16 protein-coding genes and 1 pseudogene are annotated in these 17,571 nt (G+C 47.6%); 10 read left to right on the top strand and 7 right to left on the bottom strand.

The genetic code is table 11. The features are described from left to right. Positions 1-28 precede the first annotated feature (28 nt). From fpr to tpiA, 3 genes are all read left to right on the top strand, one after another. Positions 29-775: a ferredoxin--NADP(+) reductase gene (gene fpr / locus HH682_RS09050; RefSeq protein ID WP_214237248.1), complete on the top strand. Its 747-nt coding sequence runs from the start codon at positions 29-31 to the stop codon at positions 773-775. 9 nt (positions 776-784) lie between these two features. After that, positions 785-1,372, top strand: a complete 588-nt coding sequence (locus HH682_RS09045; protein WP_214237247.1) for a DUF1454 family protein — start codon at positions 785-787, stop codon at positions 1,370-1,372. Positions 1,373-1,488: 116 nt separating this feature from the next. Then, positions 1,489-2,253, top strand: coding sequence for a triose-phosphate isomerase (gene tpiA, locus HH682_RS09040; protein ID WP_214237246.1), 765 nt, complete (start codon positions 1,489-1,491; stop codon positions 2,251-2,253). 37 nt (positions 2,254-2,290) lie between these two features. Here the strand turns inward: tpiA and HH682_RS09035 are convergent, their stop codons facing one another. The 3 genes from HH682_RS09035 to pfkA form a co-directional block, all read right to left on the bottom strand. Next, the gene (locus HH682_RS09035; RefSeq protein WP_214237245.1) at positions 2,291-3,040 is read right to left on the bottom strand and encodes a CDP-diacylglycerol diphosphatase; all 750 of its coding nucleotides are present in this window, start codon (positions 3,038-3,040) and stop codon (positions 2,291-2,293) included. A 64-nt stretch (positions 3,041-3,104) separates the two neighbouring features. Beyond that, positions 3,105-4,094, bottom strand: a complete 990-nt coding sequence (locus HH682_RS09030; protein ID WP_214237244.1) for a sulfate ABC transporter substrate-binding protein — start codon at positions 4,092-4,094, stop codon at positions 3,105-3,107. Positions 4,095-4,199: 105 nt separating this feature from the next. Beyond that, the gene (pfkA, locus tag HH682_RS09025; RefSeq protein WP_214237243.1) at positions 4,200-5,162 is read right to left on the bottom strand and encodes a 6-phosphofructokinase; all 963 of its coding nucleotides are present in this window, start codon (positions 5,160-5,162) and stop codon (positions 4,200-4,202) included. Positions 5,163-5,496: 334 nt separating this feature from the next. On the opposite strand from pfkA, the gene gmk reads away from it, so the two are divergent. The 7 genes from gmk (at position 5,497) to HH682_RS08990 (ending at position 14,593) form a co-directional block, all read left to right on the top strand. Next, a complete protein-coding gene (gene gmk, locus HH682_RS09020; RefSeq protein WP_214237242.1) occupies positions 5,497-6,120 on the top strand; it encodes a guanylate kinase in 624 nt (207 codons plus the stop codon). 53 nt (positions 6,121-6,173) lie between these two features. Then, positions 6,174-6,449, top strand: coding sequence for a DNA-directed RNA polymerase subunit omega (rpoZ, locus tag HH682_RS09015; protein WP_214237241.1), 276 nt, complete (start codon positions 6,174-6,176; stop codon positions 6,447-6,449). A 21-nt stretch (positions 6,450-6,470) separates the two neighbouring features. Beyond that, positions 6,471-8,588 (top strand): bifunctional GTP diphosphokinase/guanosine-3',5'-bis pyrophosphate 3'-pyrophosphohydrolase, encoded by a 2,118-nt coding sequence (gene spoT, locus HH682_RS09010; protein WP_214237240.1) that lies wholly within the window; start codon positions 6,471-6,473, stop codon positions 8,586-8,588. A 4-nt stretch (positions 8,589-8,592) separates the two neighbouring features. After that, positions 8,593-9,288 (top strand): tRNA (guanosine(18)-2'-O)-methyltransferase TrmH, encoded by a 696-nt coding sequence (gene trmH / locus HH682_RS09005; RefSeq protein ID WP_214237239.1) that lies wholly within the window; start codon positions 8,593-8,595, stop codon positions 9,286-9,288. Next, positions 9,285-11,363: an ATP-dependent DNA helicase RecG gene (recG, locus tag HH682_RS09000; protein WP_214237238.1), complete on the top strand. Its 2,079-nt coding sequence runs from the start codon at positions 9,285-9,287 to the stop codon at positions 11,361-11,363. The genes trmH and recG overlap by 4 nt, the downstream gene beginning before the upstream one ends. Before the next feature lie 94 nt (positions 11,364-11,457). Then, positions 11,458-12,840, top strand: a complete 1,383-nt coding sequence (locus tag HH682_RS08995; protein ID WP_214237237.1) for a uracil-xanthine permease family protein — start codon at positions 11,458-11,460, stop codon at positions 12,838-12,840. Positions 12,841-12,952: 112 nt separating this feature from the next. Continuing rightward, the gene (locus HH682_RS08990; RefSeq protein ID WP_214237236.1) at positions 12,953-14,593 is read left to right on the top strand and encodes an AsmA family protein; all 1,641 of its coding nucleotides are present in this window, start codon (positions 12,953-12,955) and stop codon (positions 14,591-14,593) included. 42 nt (positions 14,594-14,635) lie between these two features. Here HH682_RS08990 and fabY read toward each other — a convergent pair whose 3' ends face one another. From fabY to HH682_RS16120, 4 genes and pseudogenes are all read right to left on the bottom strand, one after another. Continuing rightward, positions 14,636-15,577 (bottom strand): fatty acid biosynthesis protein FabY, encoded by a 942-nt coding sequence (gene fabY, locus HH682_RS08985; RefSeq protein WP_214237235.1) that lies wholly within the window; start codon positions 15,575-15,577, stop codon positions 14,636-14,638. A 14-nt stretch (positions 15,578-15,591) separates the two neighbouring features. Continuing rightward, a complete protein-coding gene (dtd, locus tag HH682_RS08980) occupies positions 15,592-16,029 on the bottom strand; it encodes a D-aminoacyl-tRNA deacylase (RefSeq protein WP_214237234.1) in 438 nt (145 codons plus the stop codon). Continuing rightward, complete coding sequence (locus tag HH682_RS08975; protein ID WP_214237233.1) at positions 16,026-16,883, bottom strand: virulence factor BrkB family protein; 858 nt, start codon at positions 16,881-16,883, stop codon at positions 16,026-16,028. Before HH682_RS08975 ends, dtd begins: the two co-directional genes overlap by 4 nt. Before the next feature lie 15 nt (positions 16,884-16,898). After that, positions 16,899-17,505, bottom strand: a pseudogene (locus HH682_RS16120) (HAD-IA family hydrolase). Between the last annotated feature and the right edge of the window lie 66 nt (positions 17,506-17,571).

Below are 17,571 nucleotides of genomic sequence, written 5' to 3'. Positions count from 1 at the left end.
CAACAATATTTACTTACTGGAGGTAACGATGGCGGTATGGTGTACAGGAAAAATTATTGAGGTTAAGGCGTGGACCGACACCCTTTTTAGTTTAATTGTCGATGCGCCCATCGCGCCCTTTACTGCTGGACAATTTGCTAAGCTCAGCCTCACTCTAGAGGGTGAGACGATCCAGCGGGCCTATTCCTACGTCAATGCTCCAAGCCAAACTCCCCTTGAGTTTTATCTTGTCCATGTTCCCGAAGGGCGCTTAAGCCCAGCACTGCTATCGCTACAGCCGGGTGACGAAGTGTTGGTGACTGAAGACGCTGCAGGATATTTTATTTTAGAAGAAGTGCCAGATGCCAAAGAACTTTGGATGATTGCGACCGGAACAGCTATCGGGCCATATCTCTCCATTTTGCAGCAAGGCGAAGGTCTTGAGCGATTCGAGACAATTATTCTGGTCCATGCCGCACGTTATGCTGCCGACCTAAGTTATGTACCGCTGTTCGAAGAACTCCAGCAACGCTATGGCGATAAACTACGGATACAAACGGTCGTCAGCCGAGAAGACTCTGCCAACAGTTTACGTGGGCGTGTTCCGGCATTACTTGATGACGGAACGTTAGAGGACGCCGTAAAGACTCACATTTCAGCCGAGAAGAGCCACATTATGATCTGTGGTAACCCTGAGATGGTAAGAGAAACTCAAAAATATCTCAAAGAGCAACGTGGTCTTCGCAAGCATCTTCGTAGGAAACCCGGTCATATCACCAGCGAACATTATTGGTAAGGTAATATTATGAGATACGCCGCTTCTTTTATCCTGATTCTGTTAGTCAGTGGACTGACCAATCACGTTAACGCGCACCCCGTATCAATGCCGCTACCTGAAACTGCCCCTTACCTATCGCCCGATGCCCCAACCTTTGAACTGACGATTACTCAATTTCGCCAGCAATTTAGTCAGCATTTTCCTGCTACTCCTCTACAAGAGTTCCGTGCCATTAAAACGGGGTCGATGCAGAAATTGGTGACTATTGCGGCGACAAAAATCAGTGAAACGATTTATGCCTCGACCGCATTGGAAGTGGGAACGGCGAAAATAAAATCAATACAGCTCACTTGGCTGCCTGTTCCTAGGAATCAAGCTACAGCGTCCCGCCTACAAGCTATGAGTTATATCACTAATATTATTCACTTTTTTTCACCACAACTCACCACCAAACAGTGCCGGGAACATCTAGAACAACTGCTAACGGTGGGAAGAGGTAAAGTATATACGCTATCGAAGGAAGGCCCAGTGCGGTATATTTTATCTGATAAAGGTGAAGGGGGTATGACCTTTGCTGCAGAACCCGTTAAATTAGTACTCAGAGAGACCAAATGATCCACCGATTTGTGATCCTAAGCAAATTGAGGGCTTCGACACGGTTTATAGTGAACTTAGACGCTATTGCACCCGCGTAATAGCATTTTACTCAAGCGCGTAATGCGGAGGAAAGCATGCGACATCCATTAGTAATGGGTAATTGGAAGCTTAATGGTAGTAAGCAACTTACAGCAGACTTAATCAGTGGTCTGCGTACCGTCCTTACAGACGTACAGGGATGTAAAGTAGTTATCGCCCCACCTGCCCTGTACCTTGCTCAAGCGGTTGCGGCCGTTGAAGGCAGTAATATAGGCGTTGGTGCGCAAAATATCGATGTTAATCTTTCTGGTGCTTTTACGGGTGAAACCTCTGCAGAAATGCTGAAAGACACGGGAGCAGGCTACGTTATCCTTGGTCACTCAGAACGTCGTACCTATCATCATGAAACGGATGAAGTGGTTGCTGAGAAGTTTGCCATTGTGAAACAGCAAGGATTAATCCCTGTTTTATGCATCGGTGAAACCGAAGCAGAAAACGAAGCAGGTAAAACAGAAGAAGTCTGTTCGCGTCAAATTGATGCCGTAATCAACGCCCACGGTGTTGAAGCGCTCACTGATGCGGTCATTGCCTATGAACCGGTCTGGGCAATCGGTACGGGTAAATCAGCCACGCCTGCACAAGCACAAGCAGTCCATAAATTCATTCGTGACCACATTGCTAAACAAAGTCGTGAAGTGGCTGAACAAGTCATCATCCAATACGGTGGCTCAGTCAACGATAAAAATGCTGCCGAACTTTTTGGCCAGCCGGATATTGACGGCGCTCTCGTCGGAGGGGCATCCCTAAAAGCAGATGCTTTCAGCGTTATTGTTAAAGCAGCCGCTGCGGCAAAAGCATAATCATATTAAGTATCGCAGCAACGCTGCGATACTTATCTCATACTGCGTGACATTGATGATCTTGTAGTTCTTCCGCTGACCCTAATATCCCCTTCATCCAATTCGTACGTAATACCAATACGACTAATTTTCCATCTGCAAGCATCGCGACGGCTATCCCTTCTCCGCCTCTGCTAGGATCAATATCGGGTAACTCAGTAAAAACGCGTTGAAATAGAGAATGAGATTTCAGTTGTTCAACCGATAACGTTCGCACCCAATAAGAATGGTTCAATAATGAAAGCGGTTGCCACTGATTAGTCATCGTCTGCTGCTTTACCGCTAATTGCTGACGCACGTCGGCACGCAGGCATGACATATGGATATGCAATTGATTTTGCGTTCTCCCCCATTTTGAATTAATCGCTAGAGAAAGTAGGGTATTGGGGATAGGCTTTTCCAAACGTTGACTCACCAACGGCAGTAGCGACCAAGCTAGGGAGAAGTAATTTGGCGTGTTAGGTTGTAAAAGGGCGTCGCTCTCAATGCCCGAGACATGATCAGTGGGGATCAGTAAGTATTGTGCGACGCCAACTTTATCTTTGAGTAATGCGTAACCTTGACGTAAATCGACCTGTTGGCAAGGAGTAGGTGATTGTAGCTGCCGCTGGTGAGGAACACACTGACGGCTAACTATCTCCCAGAGTGCATCGCTGTTGGTATGAAGATGGTATCCGCACCAAGTGCCATAAACCATCATGCCCACAATACCCACTATGCAGATTCTTTTTATTAATGCCCACTTCATCTTAGTCATTCCGCCGAGAACAGTGAATCCAGTGTACGGCTTCTCGGCGGAATGTCAGCGAATATTACGGCTTCATAATTTGGTCGTAGGTTCCGCCATCACTGAAATGTGTTTTTTGCGCGTTAGTCCAACCGCCGAACTTCTCATCAACCGTAAACAGATGTAGAGGTTTAAATACGGCTGCATAGTGCTTCTCGACCGCTTTATCCCGAGGACGGTAATAGTTTTGCGCGATAATTTGTTGGCCTTGCGGAGAATAGAGATATTTCAGATAAGCTTCTGCCACCGGGCGAGTTCCTTTCTCATCCACTACTTTATCCACTACCGAAACGGTAGGTTCTGCAAGGATAGATTCTTTCGGTGTGATAATGTCAAACTGATCTTTTTTCAGTTTATTCACCGCCAGATAGGCCTCATTTTCCCATGCAATCAATACATCACCAATGCCGCGCTCAACAAAGGTGTTGGTTGCGCCCCGGGCACCTGAGTCCTGAACCTGAACATTCTTATACAGTGCTCTGACAAAGGCTTCCGCCTGCTTAGCATCACCGTGATGGCTATCTAAGGCATAACCCCATGCCGCTAGATAATTCCAGCGCGCTCCGCCAGAGGTCTTCGGATTAGGGGTGATGACATTAACGCCTGGCTTAATAAGATCACTCCAGTCATGGATCCCTTTTGGATTCCCTTTACGAACTAGGAAAACGATGGTTGAGGTATAAGGTGCTGAATTATCAGGGAGCCTTTTTTGCCACTGCTTATCAATACGGCCACGTTGCGCAATCGCATCCACATCAGATTGTAAAGCTAGAGTGACAACATCGGCACGGATACCATTGATCACCGAAGTAGCTTGTTTACCCGACCCACCATGTGACTGCCTGACAACCACGTTATCACCGGTTTGCTGCTTATAGTAAGCCGAGAAAGCTTTATTATACTGCTCATAAAACTCTCTGGTTGGATCGTAAGAAACGTTTAACAACTGATAGTCTTTCGCCAGCACGCTAGCAGAGACCATCAGCAGTCCTACTCCGAGTTGCCACTTTTTCATAGTCACCCCTTATCATTTATTATGCGTAGAGTGACATGGGATGTTGCAGAGTTTAAAGAATAAAAAGTGTATTTTTATATCTCAAATGCATATAGCAGCAGGTCGTTAATAAAGTCGTTTAGCTGTTGCCATTAAATCGCCCCGGAAAGGTCTACGCATATTCTCGATAGCATCAATAATGTCGTGGTGTACCATTCGGTCGTTTTGTACTCCAACACAGCGCCCACCAAACCCTTGCAGCAATAAATCCACCGCATAAGCGCCCATTCTTGAAGCAAGAATACGGTCAAAAGCACAAGGTGCTCCGCCCCGCTGGATATGGCCTAGCACCGTGGCACGTGTCTCTCTTCCCGTCTCTTTCTCAATATACTGGGCAAGTTCTGCACAATCGCAAATCAGTTCAGTGATCGCGACAATCGCATGTTTCTTCCCTTTTTTCAGGCCTGCGCGGATTTCATCGACCAACTCTTCACGCGTGTAAGGGATCTCAGGTAGAACGACATACTCGCATCCACCGGCAATGGCAGCCGAAAGAGTTAGATCACCACAATGGCGCCCCATCACTTCGACAATCGAGATACGTTGATGTGAAGAAGAGGTATCACGCAAACGATCAATGGCCTCAACCACTGTTTCGAGGGCGGTTTGATAACCGATAGTGTAATCAGTGCCTGCCACGTCGTTATCGATAGTGCCGGGTAAGCCAATACAAGGGAATCCCATTTCAGTCAGACGCTTCGCCCCCATGTATGATCCGTCACCGCCGATAACCACTAGTGCATCCAGGCCACGCTTACGCATATTCTCGATAGCGATTTGGCGAACAGTCTCTTCCTTAAACTCAGGAAAACGAGCAGAACCAAGAAAAGTTCCACCGCGGTTAATCACGTCTGAGACACTATAACGGTCTAAGCTCAACATCCTATCTTCATACAAACCGAGGTAGCCGTCATAAATACCAAATAATTCTAAACCTTCAGCAAGACCAGCACGTACAACACCACGGATAGCAGCATTCATGCCTGGGGCATCTCCCCCACTGGTCAATACACCGATTTTTTTGATCATAGCCACCCCTGGATGATGAATAAAAGAAGCAAGGAAAAATGAAAGAATTAGCCCCAGTCTGCCCTAAGCATGCCGATGCCAAAGATAATAATATAACATACCCGATAGCCTGAGTTGATATAGGTCATCGAAACTCGCTGACGCCGAGTGTTCTTTTTAAAGATCGCTTAGAAGCTATAGTCCCTCTCATCCTTATAAACTCAGAAAAAATAGTTAATTGTCTAAAATTGCCCCCTTTTCCTCTGCTTTTTTAGACAAAAGACTGCTTCATTAGCAAAGGCTGTGTATAATGGCTCGGATATTGTCCCCGCTCTTTATCTAATCCAAGAAGACTATGGCCCAAGGTACGTTATTTATTGTTTCCGCTCCTAGTGGTGCGGGTAAATCGAGTTTGATCCAAGCGTTGCTGAAAACCCAGCCGTTATACGACACTCAGGTTTCGGTCTCTCACACCACACGAAATATCCGTCCCGGAGAAGTGCACGGTGAGCACTATCACTTCGTGACAAAAGAAGAATTTACCGCGATGATCGCCGACAATGCTTTTTTTGAGCACGCGCAAGTGTTTGGAAACTACTACGGCACCTCCCGTCATGCCATTGAACAAGTGCTTGCGACGGGTGTGGATGTTTTCTTGGATATTGATTGGCAGGGTGCTCAACAAGTTCGTCAACACATGCCTAGCGCGCGGAGTATTTTTATTCTCCCTCCCTCGCAAGACGAACTCGATCGTCGCTTACGTGGACGAGGTCAAGATGACGGTGACGTCATAGCGTCTAGAATGGCGAAAGCCGTTGATGAGATGAGCCACTACGCCGAATACGATTATCTAATCGTCAATGACGATTTCGATCTCGCACTGTCTGATTTAAAGACTATTATCCGCGCTGAACGCTTACGGATGCATCGTCAAAAATCTCGACACAGTGCGCTTATTAGCAAATTATTGGCAGACTGAATTAGGTTCAGTATCATGCCTTATTTATACCCGATCAGTGGAGTAATACCTATATGGCACGCGTAACCGTACAAGATGCAGTAGAAAAAGTAGGCAACCGTTTTGACTTAGTATTAGTCGCTGCACGCCGCGCACGTCAATTACAAACCGGTGGCAAAGATGCACTGGTTCCTGAAGAAAACGATAAGCATACCGTGATCGCACTTCGCGAAATCGAAGAAGGTTTAATTACCAATAGTATTCTTGATGTGCGTGAACGCCAAGATCAGCACGAGCAAGAAGCTGCTGAACTGCATGCCGTCAATGCTATTGCCGAAGGCCGTCGTTAATTCTTATAGTGAAGGTAACCCTTGTATCTGTTTGAAAGCCTTAACCAACTGATTGAAAAGTACCTGCCTGATGATCAAATTTTACGACTCAAGCAGGCTTATCTCGTCGCACGTGATGCTCACGAAGGACAAACTCGTTCAAGTGGTGAGCCGTATATCACCCACCCGGTAGCTGTCACCTGTATTTTGGCAGGTATGAAGCTGGATCATGAAACACTGATGGCCGCCTTGCTGCATGATGTGATTGAAGACACAGCCGTCACTTATCAAGAAATTGAGCAGGTATTTGGTGAAAGCGTCGCAGAGCTGGTAGAAGGCGTTTCTAAACTGGATAAACTTAAATTCCGGGATAAGAAAGAAGCTCAAGCAGAAAACTTTCGCAAAATGATCATGGCGATGGTGCAAGATATTCGCGTGATCTTAATTAAATTGGCTGACCGTACGCATAACATGCGTACGCTCGGCTCGCTACGCACCGATAAACGCCGCCGTATTGCCCTTGAAACTCTCGAAATATACAGCCCGCTTGCCCATCGTCTGGGTATCCATCATCTTAAAACGGAATTAGAGGAACTCGGCTTCGAAGCCTTGTACCCCAATCGTTATCGCGTCATCAAAGAGGTGGTAAAGGCAGCGCGCGGAAATCGCAAAGAGATGATTCAACGCATCTTGAGTGAAATCGATGGCCGTCTGCAAGAAGCAGGAATCCCTTGCCGAGTCAGCGGACGAGAAAAGCACCTGTACTCAATCTATCGCAAAATGCATCTGAAAGAGCAACGCTTTCACTCCATTATGGATATTTACGCCTTTCGGGTTATCGTCAAAGACATTGATACCTGTTACCGCGTATTGGGTCAGATGCACAGCTTGTTCAAGCCACGCCCAGGTCGTATGAAAGACTATATCGCCATTCCCAAGGCGAACGGCTATCAATCCTTGCACACATCCATGATTGGTCCGCACGGTGTTCCCGTTGAAGTACAGATTCGTACTGAAGATATGGATCAGATGGCTGAAATGGGGGTTGCCGCACACTGGGCCTACAAACAGCAAGGCGAGAGCGTCACCACTGCTCAGCTTCGTGCCCAACGCTGGTTACAAAGCTTAATTGAGCTGCAACAAAGCTCAGGTAACTCCTTTGAGTTTATCGAAAGCGTGAAGTCAGACCTATTCCCTGATGAAATCTATGTCTTCACCCCGGAAGGGCGTATCGTCGAGCTGCCAGCAGAGGCGACCCCAGTCGACTTTGCTTATGCCGTTCACACCGATATTGGCCATGCTTGTGTCGGTGCAAGAGTTGATCGTCAACCTTATCCTCTGTCACAACCGCTGACCAGTGGACAGACTGTTGAAATTATTACCGCGCCAGGTGCCCGCCCTAATGCGGCATGGTTAAACTTTGTCGTCAGCTCAAAAGCGCGCGCCAAAATTCGCCAACTACTTAAGAATCTTAAACGCGAAGATTCAGTCTTACTGGGCAGACGCCTACTCAGTCACGCGCTGGGCGGCATTAAAAAACTGGCCGAGATGCCACAAGAGAGTATTCAGCACGAGCTTGAGCGAATGAAGCTCGCCAGCTTTGATGATTTACTGGCAGAAATTGGCTTAGGTAATGCGATGAGTGTCGTCGTTGCGAAAAACCTTATCCCTCAACCCGAATCGCATGATATGGCACCAAGTAGCACCTCAAAACGTCACAAGCTACCTATCAAAGGTGCTGAAGGTGTATTGATTACTTTTGCGAAATGTTGTCGCCCGATTCCGGGTGACCCAATCTTGGCACATATTAGTCCCGGTAAAGGGTTAGTGATCCACCACGAATCATGCCGTAATATCCGCGGCTTTAGTAAAGACGCTGAGAAGTTTATGCCCGTTGAGTGGGATACCCATACTGAGCAAGACTTTATCGCCGAATTAAAGGTCGATATGTTCAACCATCAAGGGGTATTAGCCAACTTAACGGCAGCCATCAATCAGGAACGATCCAATATTCAGAGCTTGAATACGGAAGAACGCGATGGTCGGGTTTACACCGCTTATTTACGTCTTACCGTTCACGATCGCGTCCATTTAGCCAATATCATGCGTAAACTACGTGTGATGTCCGATGTCATTAAAGTCCAACGTAATCGTAACTAATCTTATGAATACCCAACGACTTGCTCGAATTCAGGAAATGCTGGCGAGACGCCAGCCCGACCTAACAGTGTGCCTAGAACAAGTCCATAAGCCGCATAATATCTCTGCCATTATTCGAACGGCTGACGCGGTCGGCATCCATGACATCCATGCCGTTTGGCCAGAAGATCGGATGCGTACAGCCGCCTCATCGTCGGCAGGCAGTAATAACTGGGTCAATGTACATACTCATGACACCATTGAGCAGGCGGTTGCTGAGTTCACGACACAGAATATGCAGGTTCTCGCGACCAACTTAAGCGAGAAAGCGATTGATTTTCGAGATATTGATTACACTAAACCGACCTGTATTATTATGGGCCAAGAAAAAACCGGTATTAGTGACAAGGTGCTAGCATTGGCGGATCACCATATCGTCATTCCGATGCTAGGAATGGTGCAATCACTGAATGTCTCCGTCGCTTCAGCCTTAATTTTGTATGAAGCCCAGCGTCAGCGACAGATAGCCGGATTATATCAGCGCGACTACAGTGATATTGACCCACAAGAACAACAGCGATTACTGTTTGAAGGCGGCTATCCTACGCTTGCCCGGGTGGCCAAACATAAAGGTTTGCCCTATCCACGCATTGATCAAGACGGCGACATTCATGCAGATCAAGCATGGTGGGACAGTATGCAGGCCACGAGGAAACGATGAAAGGTCGCCTGCTTGATGCCATTCCGCTCACTACACTGACCGGTGTCGGTGCCAGCCAATCGGCTAAGTTAGCTAAAATCGGCCTACACACTCTGCAAGATTTATTATTACATCTCCCTTTACGTTACGAAGATCGCACTCACCTTACCGCCATCAACGACTTACAAGCCGGTTCACATACCACCGTCTGGGGAGAAGTACTACATAGCGAGATCACCTTCGGCCGTCGCCGTATGCTGGTTTGCCAAATCAGTGATGGCACCGGGACCCTTACACTGCGCTTTTTCAATTTTAATGCAGGAATGAAAAATGGCTTGGCCACGGGCAAAAAAATTATTGCGTGGGGCGAGATCCGGCGTGGGCAACGCGGCCCAGAAATTATTCACCCTGAGTATCGTCAACAGGATGAGCAACAATCGATAGCCCTGCAAGATACACTGACCCCCGTTTATCCCGCTACCGAAGGTATTCGCCAAGCAACCCTACGAAATTTAACGGATCAAGCGTTGGTATTGCTACAACATAATCCTATTCAAGAGTTGTTACCTTCGCAACTCTGTAGTGGTCTTCTGTCATTGACCGATGCGTTACAACTGCTACATCGTCCGCCTCCAGAAATGCAGTTAGCCGATATCGAGCTAGGACGCCATCCTGCACAATTACGACTGATTACCGAAGAGTTATTGGCGCATCAACTCAGTATGTTACAAGCGCGTGCGGGCGCGCAGCAGTATCGAGCGTTATCTTTTAAACCTGATTACCATTTATCTGAACAGCTATTAAGTCGATTACCCTTTACGCCTACCGCGGCTCAGCGGCGTGTGGTCAAAGAGATCGAACAGGATTTAGCTCACTCCTACCCGATGTTGCGTCTAGTACAAGGGGATGTCGGGTCTGGAAAAACCTTAGTCGCCGCACTTGCTGCATTACAGGTGATTGCTGCCGATCAACAAGTGGTAATGATGGCACCGACTGAACTCCTCGCCGAACAGCACGCCCATAATTTTCGTACCTGGTTTGAGCCTCTTGGCATTCAAGTCGGATGGTTAGCAGGAAAACAGAAAGGAAAAGCGCGCGCTTCCGAACAAGAGCGTATTGCACGCGGTGAAGTTCAAATGGTGGTCGGTACCCATGCCCTCTTCCAAGAACATATTCAATTTCAGCATTTAGCACTGGTCATTATCGACGAGCAACACCGCTTCGGGGTCCATCAACGCCTTGCGTTATGGGAAAAAGGACAGCAGCAAGGTTTCCATCCTCATCAGTTAATTATGACCGCTACCCCGATCCCACGAACGTTAGCGATGACCGCTTATGCTGATCTAGAGACTTCCACAATCGATGAGTTACCCCCCGGGCGTACCCCGGTCACTACCGTCGCGATTCCAGACTCGCGGCGTAGCGAAATTATTTTGCGCGTTGAAAAAGCCTGTGCCGAAGGTAGACAAGCCTATTGGGTCTGTACCTTGATTGAAAAATCAGAGCAACTCGACGCTCAGGCTGCTGAGAATACGCTGGTCGAATTACAAGCAGCCTTACCTTCAATGCGTATCGGCTTAGTGCACGGTAGAATGAAACCTGCTGAAAAACAGCAGATCATGCAACAATTCAAGGGACATGAACTGGATCTACTCATTGCCACCACAGTCATTGAAGTCGGGGTTGATGTCCCTAATTCGAGTTTGATGATCATTGATAATGCCGAGCGTCTTGGCTTGGCGCAGTTACATCAGCTACGTGGGCGAGTTGGCCGAGGAGCTATCGCCTCACACTGTGTCTTATTGTATAATCCGCCTCTCAGCAAGACTGCGCAAAAGCGTTTACAAGTACTGCGTGATACCAACGATGGATTTATCATTGCTCAGCATGACCTTGAGATACGCGGTCCAGGAGAGTTGCTCGGGACTAAACAAACCGGTAATGCAGAATTTAAAGTCGTGGATTTGGTTCGTGACCAAAGATTGATTCCAGAAATACAACGGATTGCGAAACATCTCCATCAGAACTACCCAGAACAGTCGAAAGCTCTGATTGAACGATGGCTACCTGCCAAAACACTGTTCAGTAATGTCTAAGCCAACGATCTCTACTTTGGAGAAAGCAATCGTTTGCAATCGCACCTGACTCCTTTAGAATTGCCCCTTTTCATCACTCTGCCAGAGAAAAACTATGTCTGCCGAACGTGTCGAACCGACTGAAAACACGCCACTCGCTCCGCGTAGTGAGCTAATTTATACTCTTGAAGCACGTCCCCCGCTTCCTCAAGCCATTTTCGCAGCCTTGCAACATTTACTCGCCATGTTTGTGGCCGTGATTACGCCAGCACTCCTAATCTGTAAGGGGTTAAATTTACCGGCAGAAGATACTCGTCATATTCTCAGTATGTCTTTATTTGCTTCCGGTATCGCCTCCCTATTACAAATTAAAACCTGGGGGCCTGTCGGTTCTGGATTGCTCTCGATACAAGGGACCAGTTTTAATTTTGTCTCGCCGTTGATCATGGGCGGTCTCGCTTTAAAGCAGGGGGGAGCAGAAACCTCCCATATGATGGCGGCTCTCTTCGGCACCCTGATGCTTGCCTCGTGTACCGAGATGGTTATCTCGCGGATACTCCCTTACGTACAGCGCGTCATCACCCCGTTAGTCTCCGGTATCGTGGTCATGATTATTGGCCTCTCTTTGATTCAGGTCGGTTTAACCTCGGTAGGTGGTGGCTTTAGTGCTCTGGCTAATCATAGTTTCGGCTCACCCACTAATTTGCTACTGGCTGGAGTGGTGTTATTAACCATCATTCTTCTTAATCGCCAAAAAAATCCCTACCTAAGGATTGCCGCACTCTTTATTGCCATGTTAATCGGCTACGTACTTGCTTGGGCAATGGGTGTCTTACCCAGCGCCTTACCGAGTGCTAATCATCCCTTAATTATATGGCCACAGCCTTTACGCTATGGGCTTGAGGTTGATTGGAATTTATTGCTTCCCCTCATGCTAGTATTTATGGTGACATCACTAGAGACTATTGGTGATATTACCGCTACATCCGATGTGTCAGAACAACCCGTAAAGGGTCCGCTCTACATGCAACGTCTTAAAGGCGGTGTACTTGCCAACGGAATAAATAGCTGCGTTTCAGGGCTGTTCAACACCTTCCCTAACTCATGTTTTGGCCAGAACAATGGGGTGATTCAACTGACGGGTGTCGCCAGCCGCTATGTCGGCTTTATTGTCGCGATAATGTTAATGCTGTTGGGGCTTTTCCCTGCTGTCAGTGATATCGTACAAAATATCCCTGAACCCGTACTTGGTGGAGCAACCTTAGTCATGTTTGGTACCATTGCCGCCTCGGGGGTGCGTATCGTGGCACGGGAAACGTTAAATCGCCGCGCGATTATGGTCATGGCGTTATCCTTAGGGATTGGCTTGGGCGTTTCGCAACACCCAGAAATTTTGCAATTTGCGCCAGAGTGGCTTCGTACACTCTTTTCATCAGGTATCGCCGCAGGAGGCGTAACGGCTATCGTATTGAACCTGGTTATGCCTCGCGAAGAATAAGTCATAATATCCGACTGATTATTGATCCAGATGGTCAGTCGTCTTTATGCACCTTGAGCTAACTTTGATTTTAAGGCATAACCGTCAGTTCGCTCATAATTAGGAAACATCGATGAAGTTACTCCTTAAATTACTTCTCTCTATAGTGTTACTCTTCCTCGCCCTAGTGAGTCTCGGTTATGCCATTTTACGTAGCCATTGGGGAATCGCCGCAGCCTGTCGATGGATCAGTGATACAACGCCCTATCATTTATCGATCGAACGTCTTACGCATGATTGGTCGCATCCCTTAACATTCCAAATCGATAAGGTCACCTTTGGCGAAGATGGCCAGCCTGCGCTACTTATTGCCGGTAAACTTTCGTTATCCCTCACCGCTCGCCAGCTTATGAGTCCTGGGCATTTTTCACAGATTACTGTCGAACAAGGCACTTTGGTACTGAGTAATTTAACCCCTGAAGCGACACTCCCCATTAGCGCCGACCGTTTAGAGCTTCAGGCGGTTAAATTATTAAATCCGTACCCGACCGACAGCCTCTCTGCGAAGCAGATCAATGGCGTGTTATCACCTTGGCAACCAAGTCAACAAGCGGTATTAGGCAAGACATTCACCTTCAATTTTTCAGCTGAAGAGGTCCATGTCGCTCATCGGCAGTTCGATAAACTGGTTGCCCAGGGTAATAAAGACCATCAACGGCTGAATATTGCGTATTTATCAGGTGCAGTCGAACGCGGTACCTTTACAGGAAAACTTTCGCGATCGTCGGAAGGTCAGTGGCAAATCCCTTCTCTTCAACTTGATAATATTCGCTTTCAAACCGATAAGCGGTTGACTGAAATCTTTGGTGTCAATTCTCTGCCAGAGGTGACAGTTCAGGATCTGACCATCAACCATCTCAGTATTGTGGGGCCGGATTGGGTCGTAAACGACTTGTCTGCCAACGGCCAAGACCTCACAAATACCGCAGCGTTCGCAGGCCGCTTAGCGTTAAACGCAGAGAGCGTCATCGTGGGTACGGATCAATGGTCTCAACCTCACCTTAGGCTAACCGCTGGCGACGGCAATATTTCTCTGGATCAATTTAATTCGGGCTGGGCGAAAGGGACCGTCTCTGCACAAGGTCTGTGGCAAGGAAAAACTGGTGATATCACGCTAGATAAGCTGAGTTTTAGTGATATTCGCTATACCCTTCCCAGTGATTGGCGTCAGTTTCTACAGGCGCAACTCCCTGCCTTTATCCGCTCAATCACTCTTAACAACCTGAGTGTGGAGAATGGCCTGCTGATCGATATTAACCCAGACTATCCATTCCAGATGACCGCAACGCACATTACCGGTAATCAGCTACAGATCGCTCAACAGCGCCAATGGGGGCTTTGGGGAGGTAATGCGGAGTACTATGCCGCGGCAGCAACCTTTAATCGCCAAGATATTGGCGCACTCTGGTTCAAACTTAACGCAAACAATGAAAGACTGGCCTTACAGGATATCAAAGGATTGGTGGAGGGTGGACCCGTGATCGGTGACCTCGCGATCACCCAGTCATCGACTCGCCCTTTTTCGCTATCGCTACGGGGTGAAAAAGTGCCTTACACGGCCTTCTCTCGTTGGTTTTGGCCACATCCCCTGTCAGGGAAAGGAAACTTTAGCCTAATCCTTAATGGCAATCTCCCCTCAATAACGGCCTCGCCGTCTTCGTTGAAAGGAGTGTTTAACACCCCCACCTTTACGCAGCAGGTCGCGCCTGAGTGAGGGTGAGGGTGAAAAGAAGGGCTGCTCTCCCGATTTAGTGCGTTAATGGGGGGCCGAGCCGCCCTCTTCCAGCGGCTTTTCAGCTTGCGCGGGCAGCACTAAATAGACGCCTTGGAACACTGCCCCTTGATGATGCTCATCGCTCAAGGTCACATCTAAACTCACTCTAGCCTTACGACCACAGGCAAGACGGTCTAAATCACCTTTTAACGATCCCAAGTCAGCACTGGCTGTTGGCCGCCCTTGTAACGGTTGGCTATATCGAATATGGGCATCCGCTAATACAATGGTGCCACCCAATTTTCGCTCTCTGAGGAGCAACCAGATCAGACCCCACCCGGTTAATGTCGCCAAAGAGAATTGGCTGCCAGCAAATAGAGTATGGTGAGGGTTTTGATTGCCGGTTTCTGGCATCGTGGTCATAAACTTCTGGCCGGTATATTGCTGAATACGAACCCCCATTTTTTCACTTAAGGGGATATGCTGGTACCAGGCTTGTTGTAACTGCTCGCACCAATCGGCCCGATGGAGAATATCATCCATTGATGCCATCGGTTTTATCATCAAAAAATGACGAATACGGGGGGTTTGCGAAGTGGTAAACCGACCTTGGTTGATATAACCAAGTTGAGCAAAAAATTCGACGGCATCTTCCCGCGCACTACAGGTCACTCGCTTAACCCCTTCTTGTCGCGCGACAGACTCTAAAGTCATTATCAATAATCGCCCCAATCCTTTACCGCGTAACTCGGGGGATACCGCAAGAAAACGAATAGAGGCTTCATTATCACCACTGATTGAAAGCCGTCCAACACCCACCACCTTACCGTCATCATCGACCAGCATTTGATGATGTGCCGTGGTATCCCACGCATCCTGCTCTGAACCAGGTGGCTGATTTAACGGTTTACGTAACATCTGCCAACGAAACTGAAAATAATCGGCGAGGTCACTAGCGGTTTCGGGAACCCGTAATTGATACATCTCTGACCTCCGCCTCAACACTGTAGCCAGAATGTTACCGGGCCATCATTGGTCAAGGTCACTTGCATCTCTGCGGCAAACTGCCCATTTTCAGTTTTTACGCCGAGTTCTCGGCAGCAGTCGCTAAAAAAGTGATACAGCTCGCGTGCCACGTCGGGCGATGCCCCCTTGGAAAACGAAGGACGCATCCCTTTCTGGGTGTCGGCAGCTAGGGTAAATTGCGACACAACCAGCAGCTCTCCTGCGGCCTGCTGCACATTAAGGTTCATTTTTCCTAACTCGTCGCTAAAAACTCGGTAATTAATCACTTTCTCGGCTAATTTACGTGCCGTAGCCGTATCATCACCTTTTTCGACACCCAGGAGAACCAGTAATCCACTGCCAATAGTCCCGACCACCTTATTCTCGACACTTACCTGAGCCGCTGAAACGCGCTGAATTAATGCAATCATGAAATATCCGCCTCTTGTTGACGCTGACGACGAAGTTTACGGTAATGCTCTAGCGATACGGTAATTTCTGCCCCCAACAACACAATACACCAAGTCCAATAGACCCAGAGAAAAAGCATTGGGATAACCGCAAGTACGCCGTAGATAAGCTGGTAAGCGGGAAACATCGTGACATACAACGTGAAAACTTTTTTACCGATTTCGAATAATACCCCTGCCACTAAAGCACCAATCAGTGCATCCTTACCTGCCACATTACAGGTTGGCACGACGCTAAAGAGGAGCCAGAAGGCGAGCCATGACAGAAGTAGAGGGAAACTACGTAGTACTAACTGAATGATTTCACTGATCCCCGGCATATTAAGCCATTGAGGGGAGAGCAAATAGGAGCTCAGCGCAATGCTCGCCCCCGCAAGTAAGGGACCGAGTGTTAAGATCATCCAATACACAGCAAATGAGAAAACAAGGGGCCGTTTACGGGAACTGCGCCAAATACTGTTTAACGCACTATCGATGGAGAACATCAATAGTAGCGAAGTAAAAATAAGGCCAATCGCCCCGAACACCGTCATCCGGTGAACATTGACGACAAAACGATTAATATATTCTTCGATGACATTGCCTGTAGTGGGAACAAAGTTTCGGAAAATAAAATGTCGGATCTCACCACTGATATCGTTAAATACAGGAAACGCAGAAAAAATAGCGAAAATTACCGTCACGAATGGTACTAACCCTAATAATGAAACAAAGGTTAGATTTCCCGCCTGTACCGTCATGTTATCATCGTTAATCCGTCGCCACAGTACGCCTAGCCAGCGAAGAAACGAACGTGTCCTTAATTTAATCCGCATAAATAATGAGTTTCCCTACGAAAAATTACTGGTACCTTGAATTGCCGTTTCCAGACTTTCAACATCTTGGTAAAGGTGAGTGTTAATTCCCAGCTGTGCTGCAGCCTCAATATTTTCTAAGAGATCATCAACAAAAAAGGCCTGCTCAGGCGCAACGCCCTCTTCAGCCAGCACATGGTGAAAAATAGCCGTATCCGGTTTACGTAGCCCGATACGATGAGAAAAATAGCTTTGATCGACTACTGCCAATAGCTCAGGGTACTGCTGTGCCAAAAATTCGGTATGAATTTGATTGGTATTCGATAAAAGTACCACTCGATGCCCATCCGCACGCAGCTGCTGAATTAACGTGAGTACGGCTTGATTCACACCCGTAAAAATTGCCTGCCAACCACTTACAAATTGCGGGTAACTGAGGTTGACTTCTAACTCGTCACACAGCGCCGCAGCAAATTGTTCATCCTCTATCTCTCCCCCTTTCGTGGCGCTCGACTAGCGGTCCTAATTGGAAGTGTTGCTGAACATGAGCAAGCGGAGTACCACTAAGATTACTCCAGACCCCTAAAGCACGGGTAAAGTCGAGATTAACGAGAACGTTTCCTAAATCGAAAATATACAGCATGATATCTCTCCCGTAAGTTCTACTTATCTACACTATAAGGCCGACCTTCTCATTCTATCAATCGAG

Origin of the sequence: Rosenbergiella gaditana, assembly GCF_018494065.1 — a bacterium.
Taxonomy (GTDB): domain Bacteria; phylum Pseudomonadota; class Gammaproteobacteria; order Enterobacterales; family Enterobacteriaceae; genus Rosenbergiella; species Rosenbergiella gaditana.
This window is presented reverse-complemented; position numbering and strand designations above follow the sequence as displayed.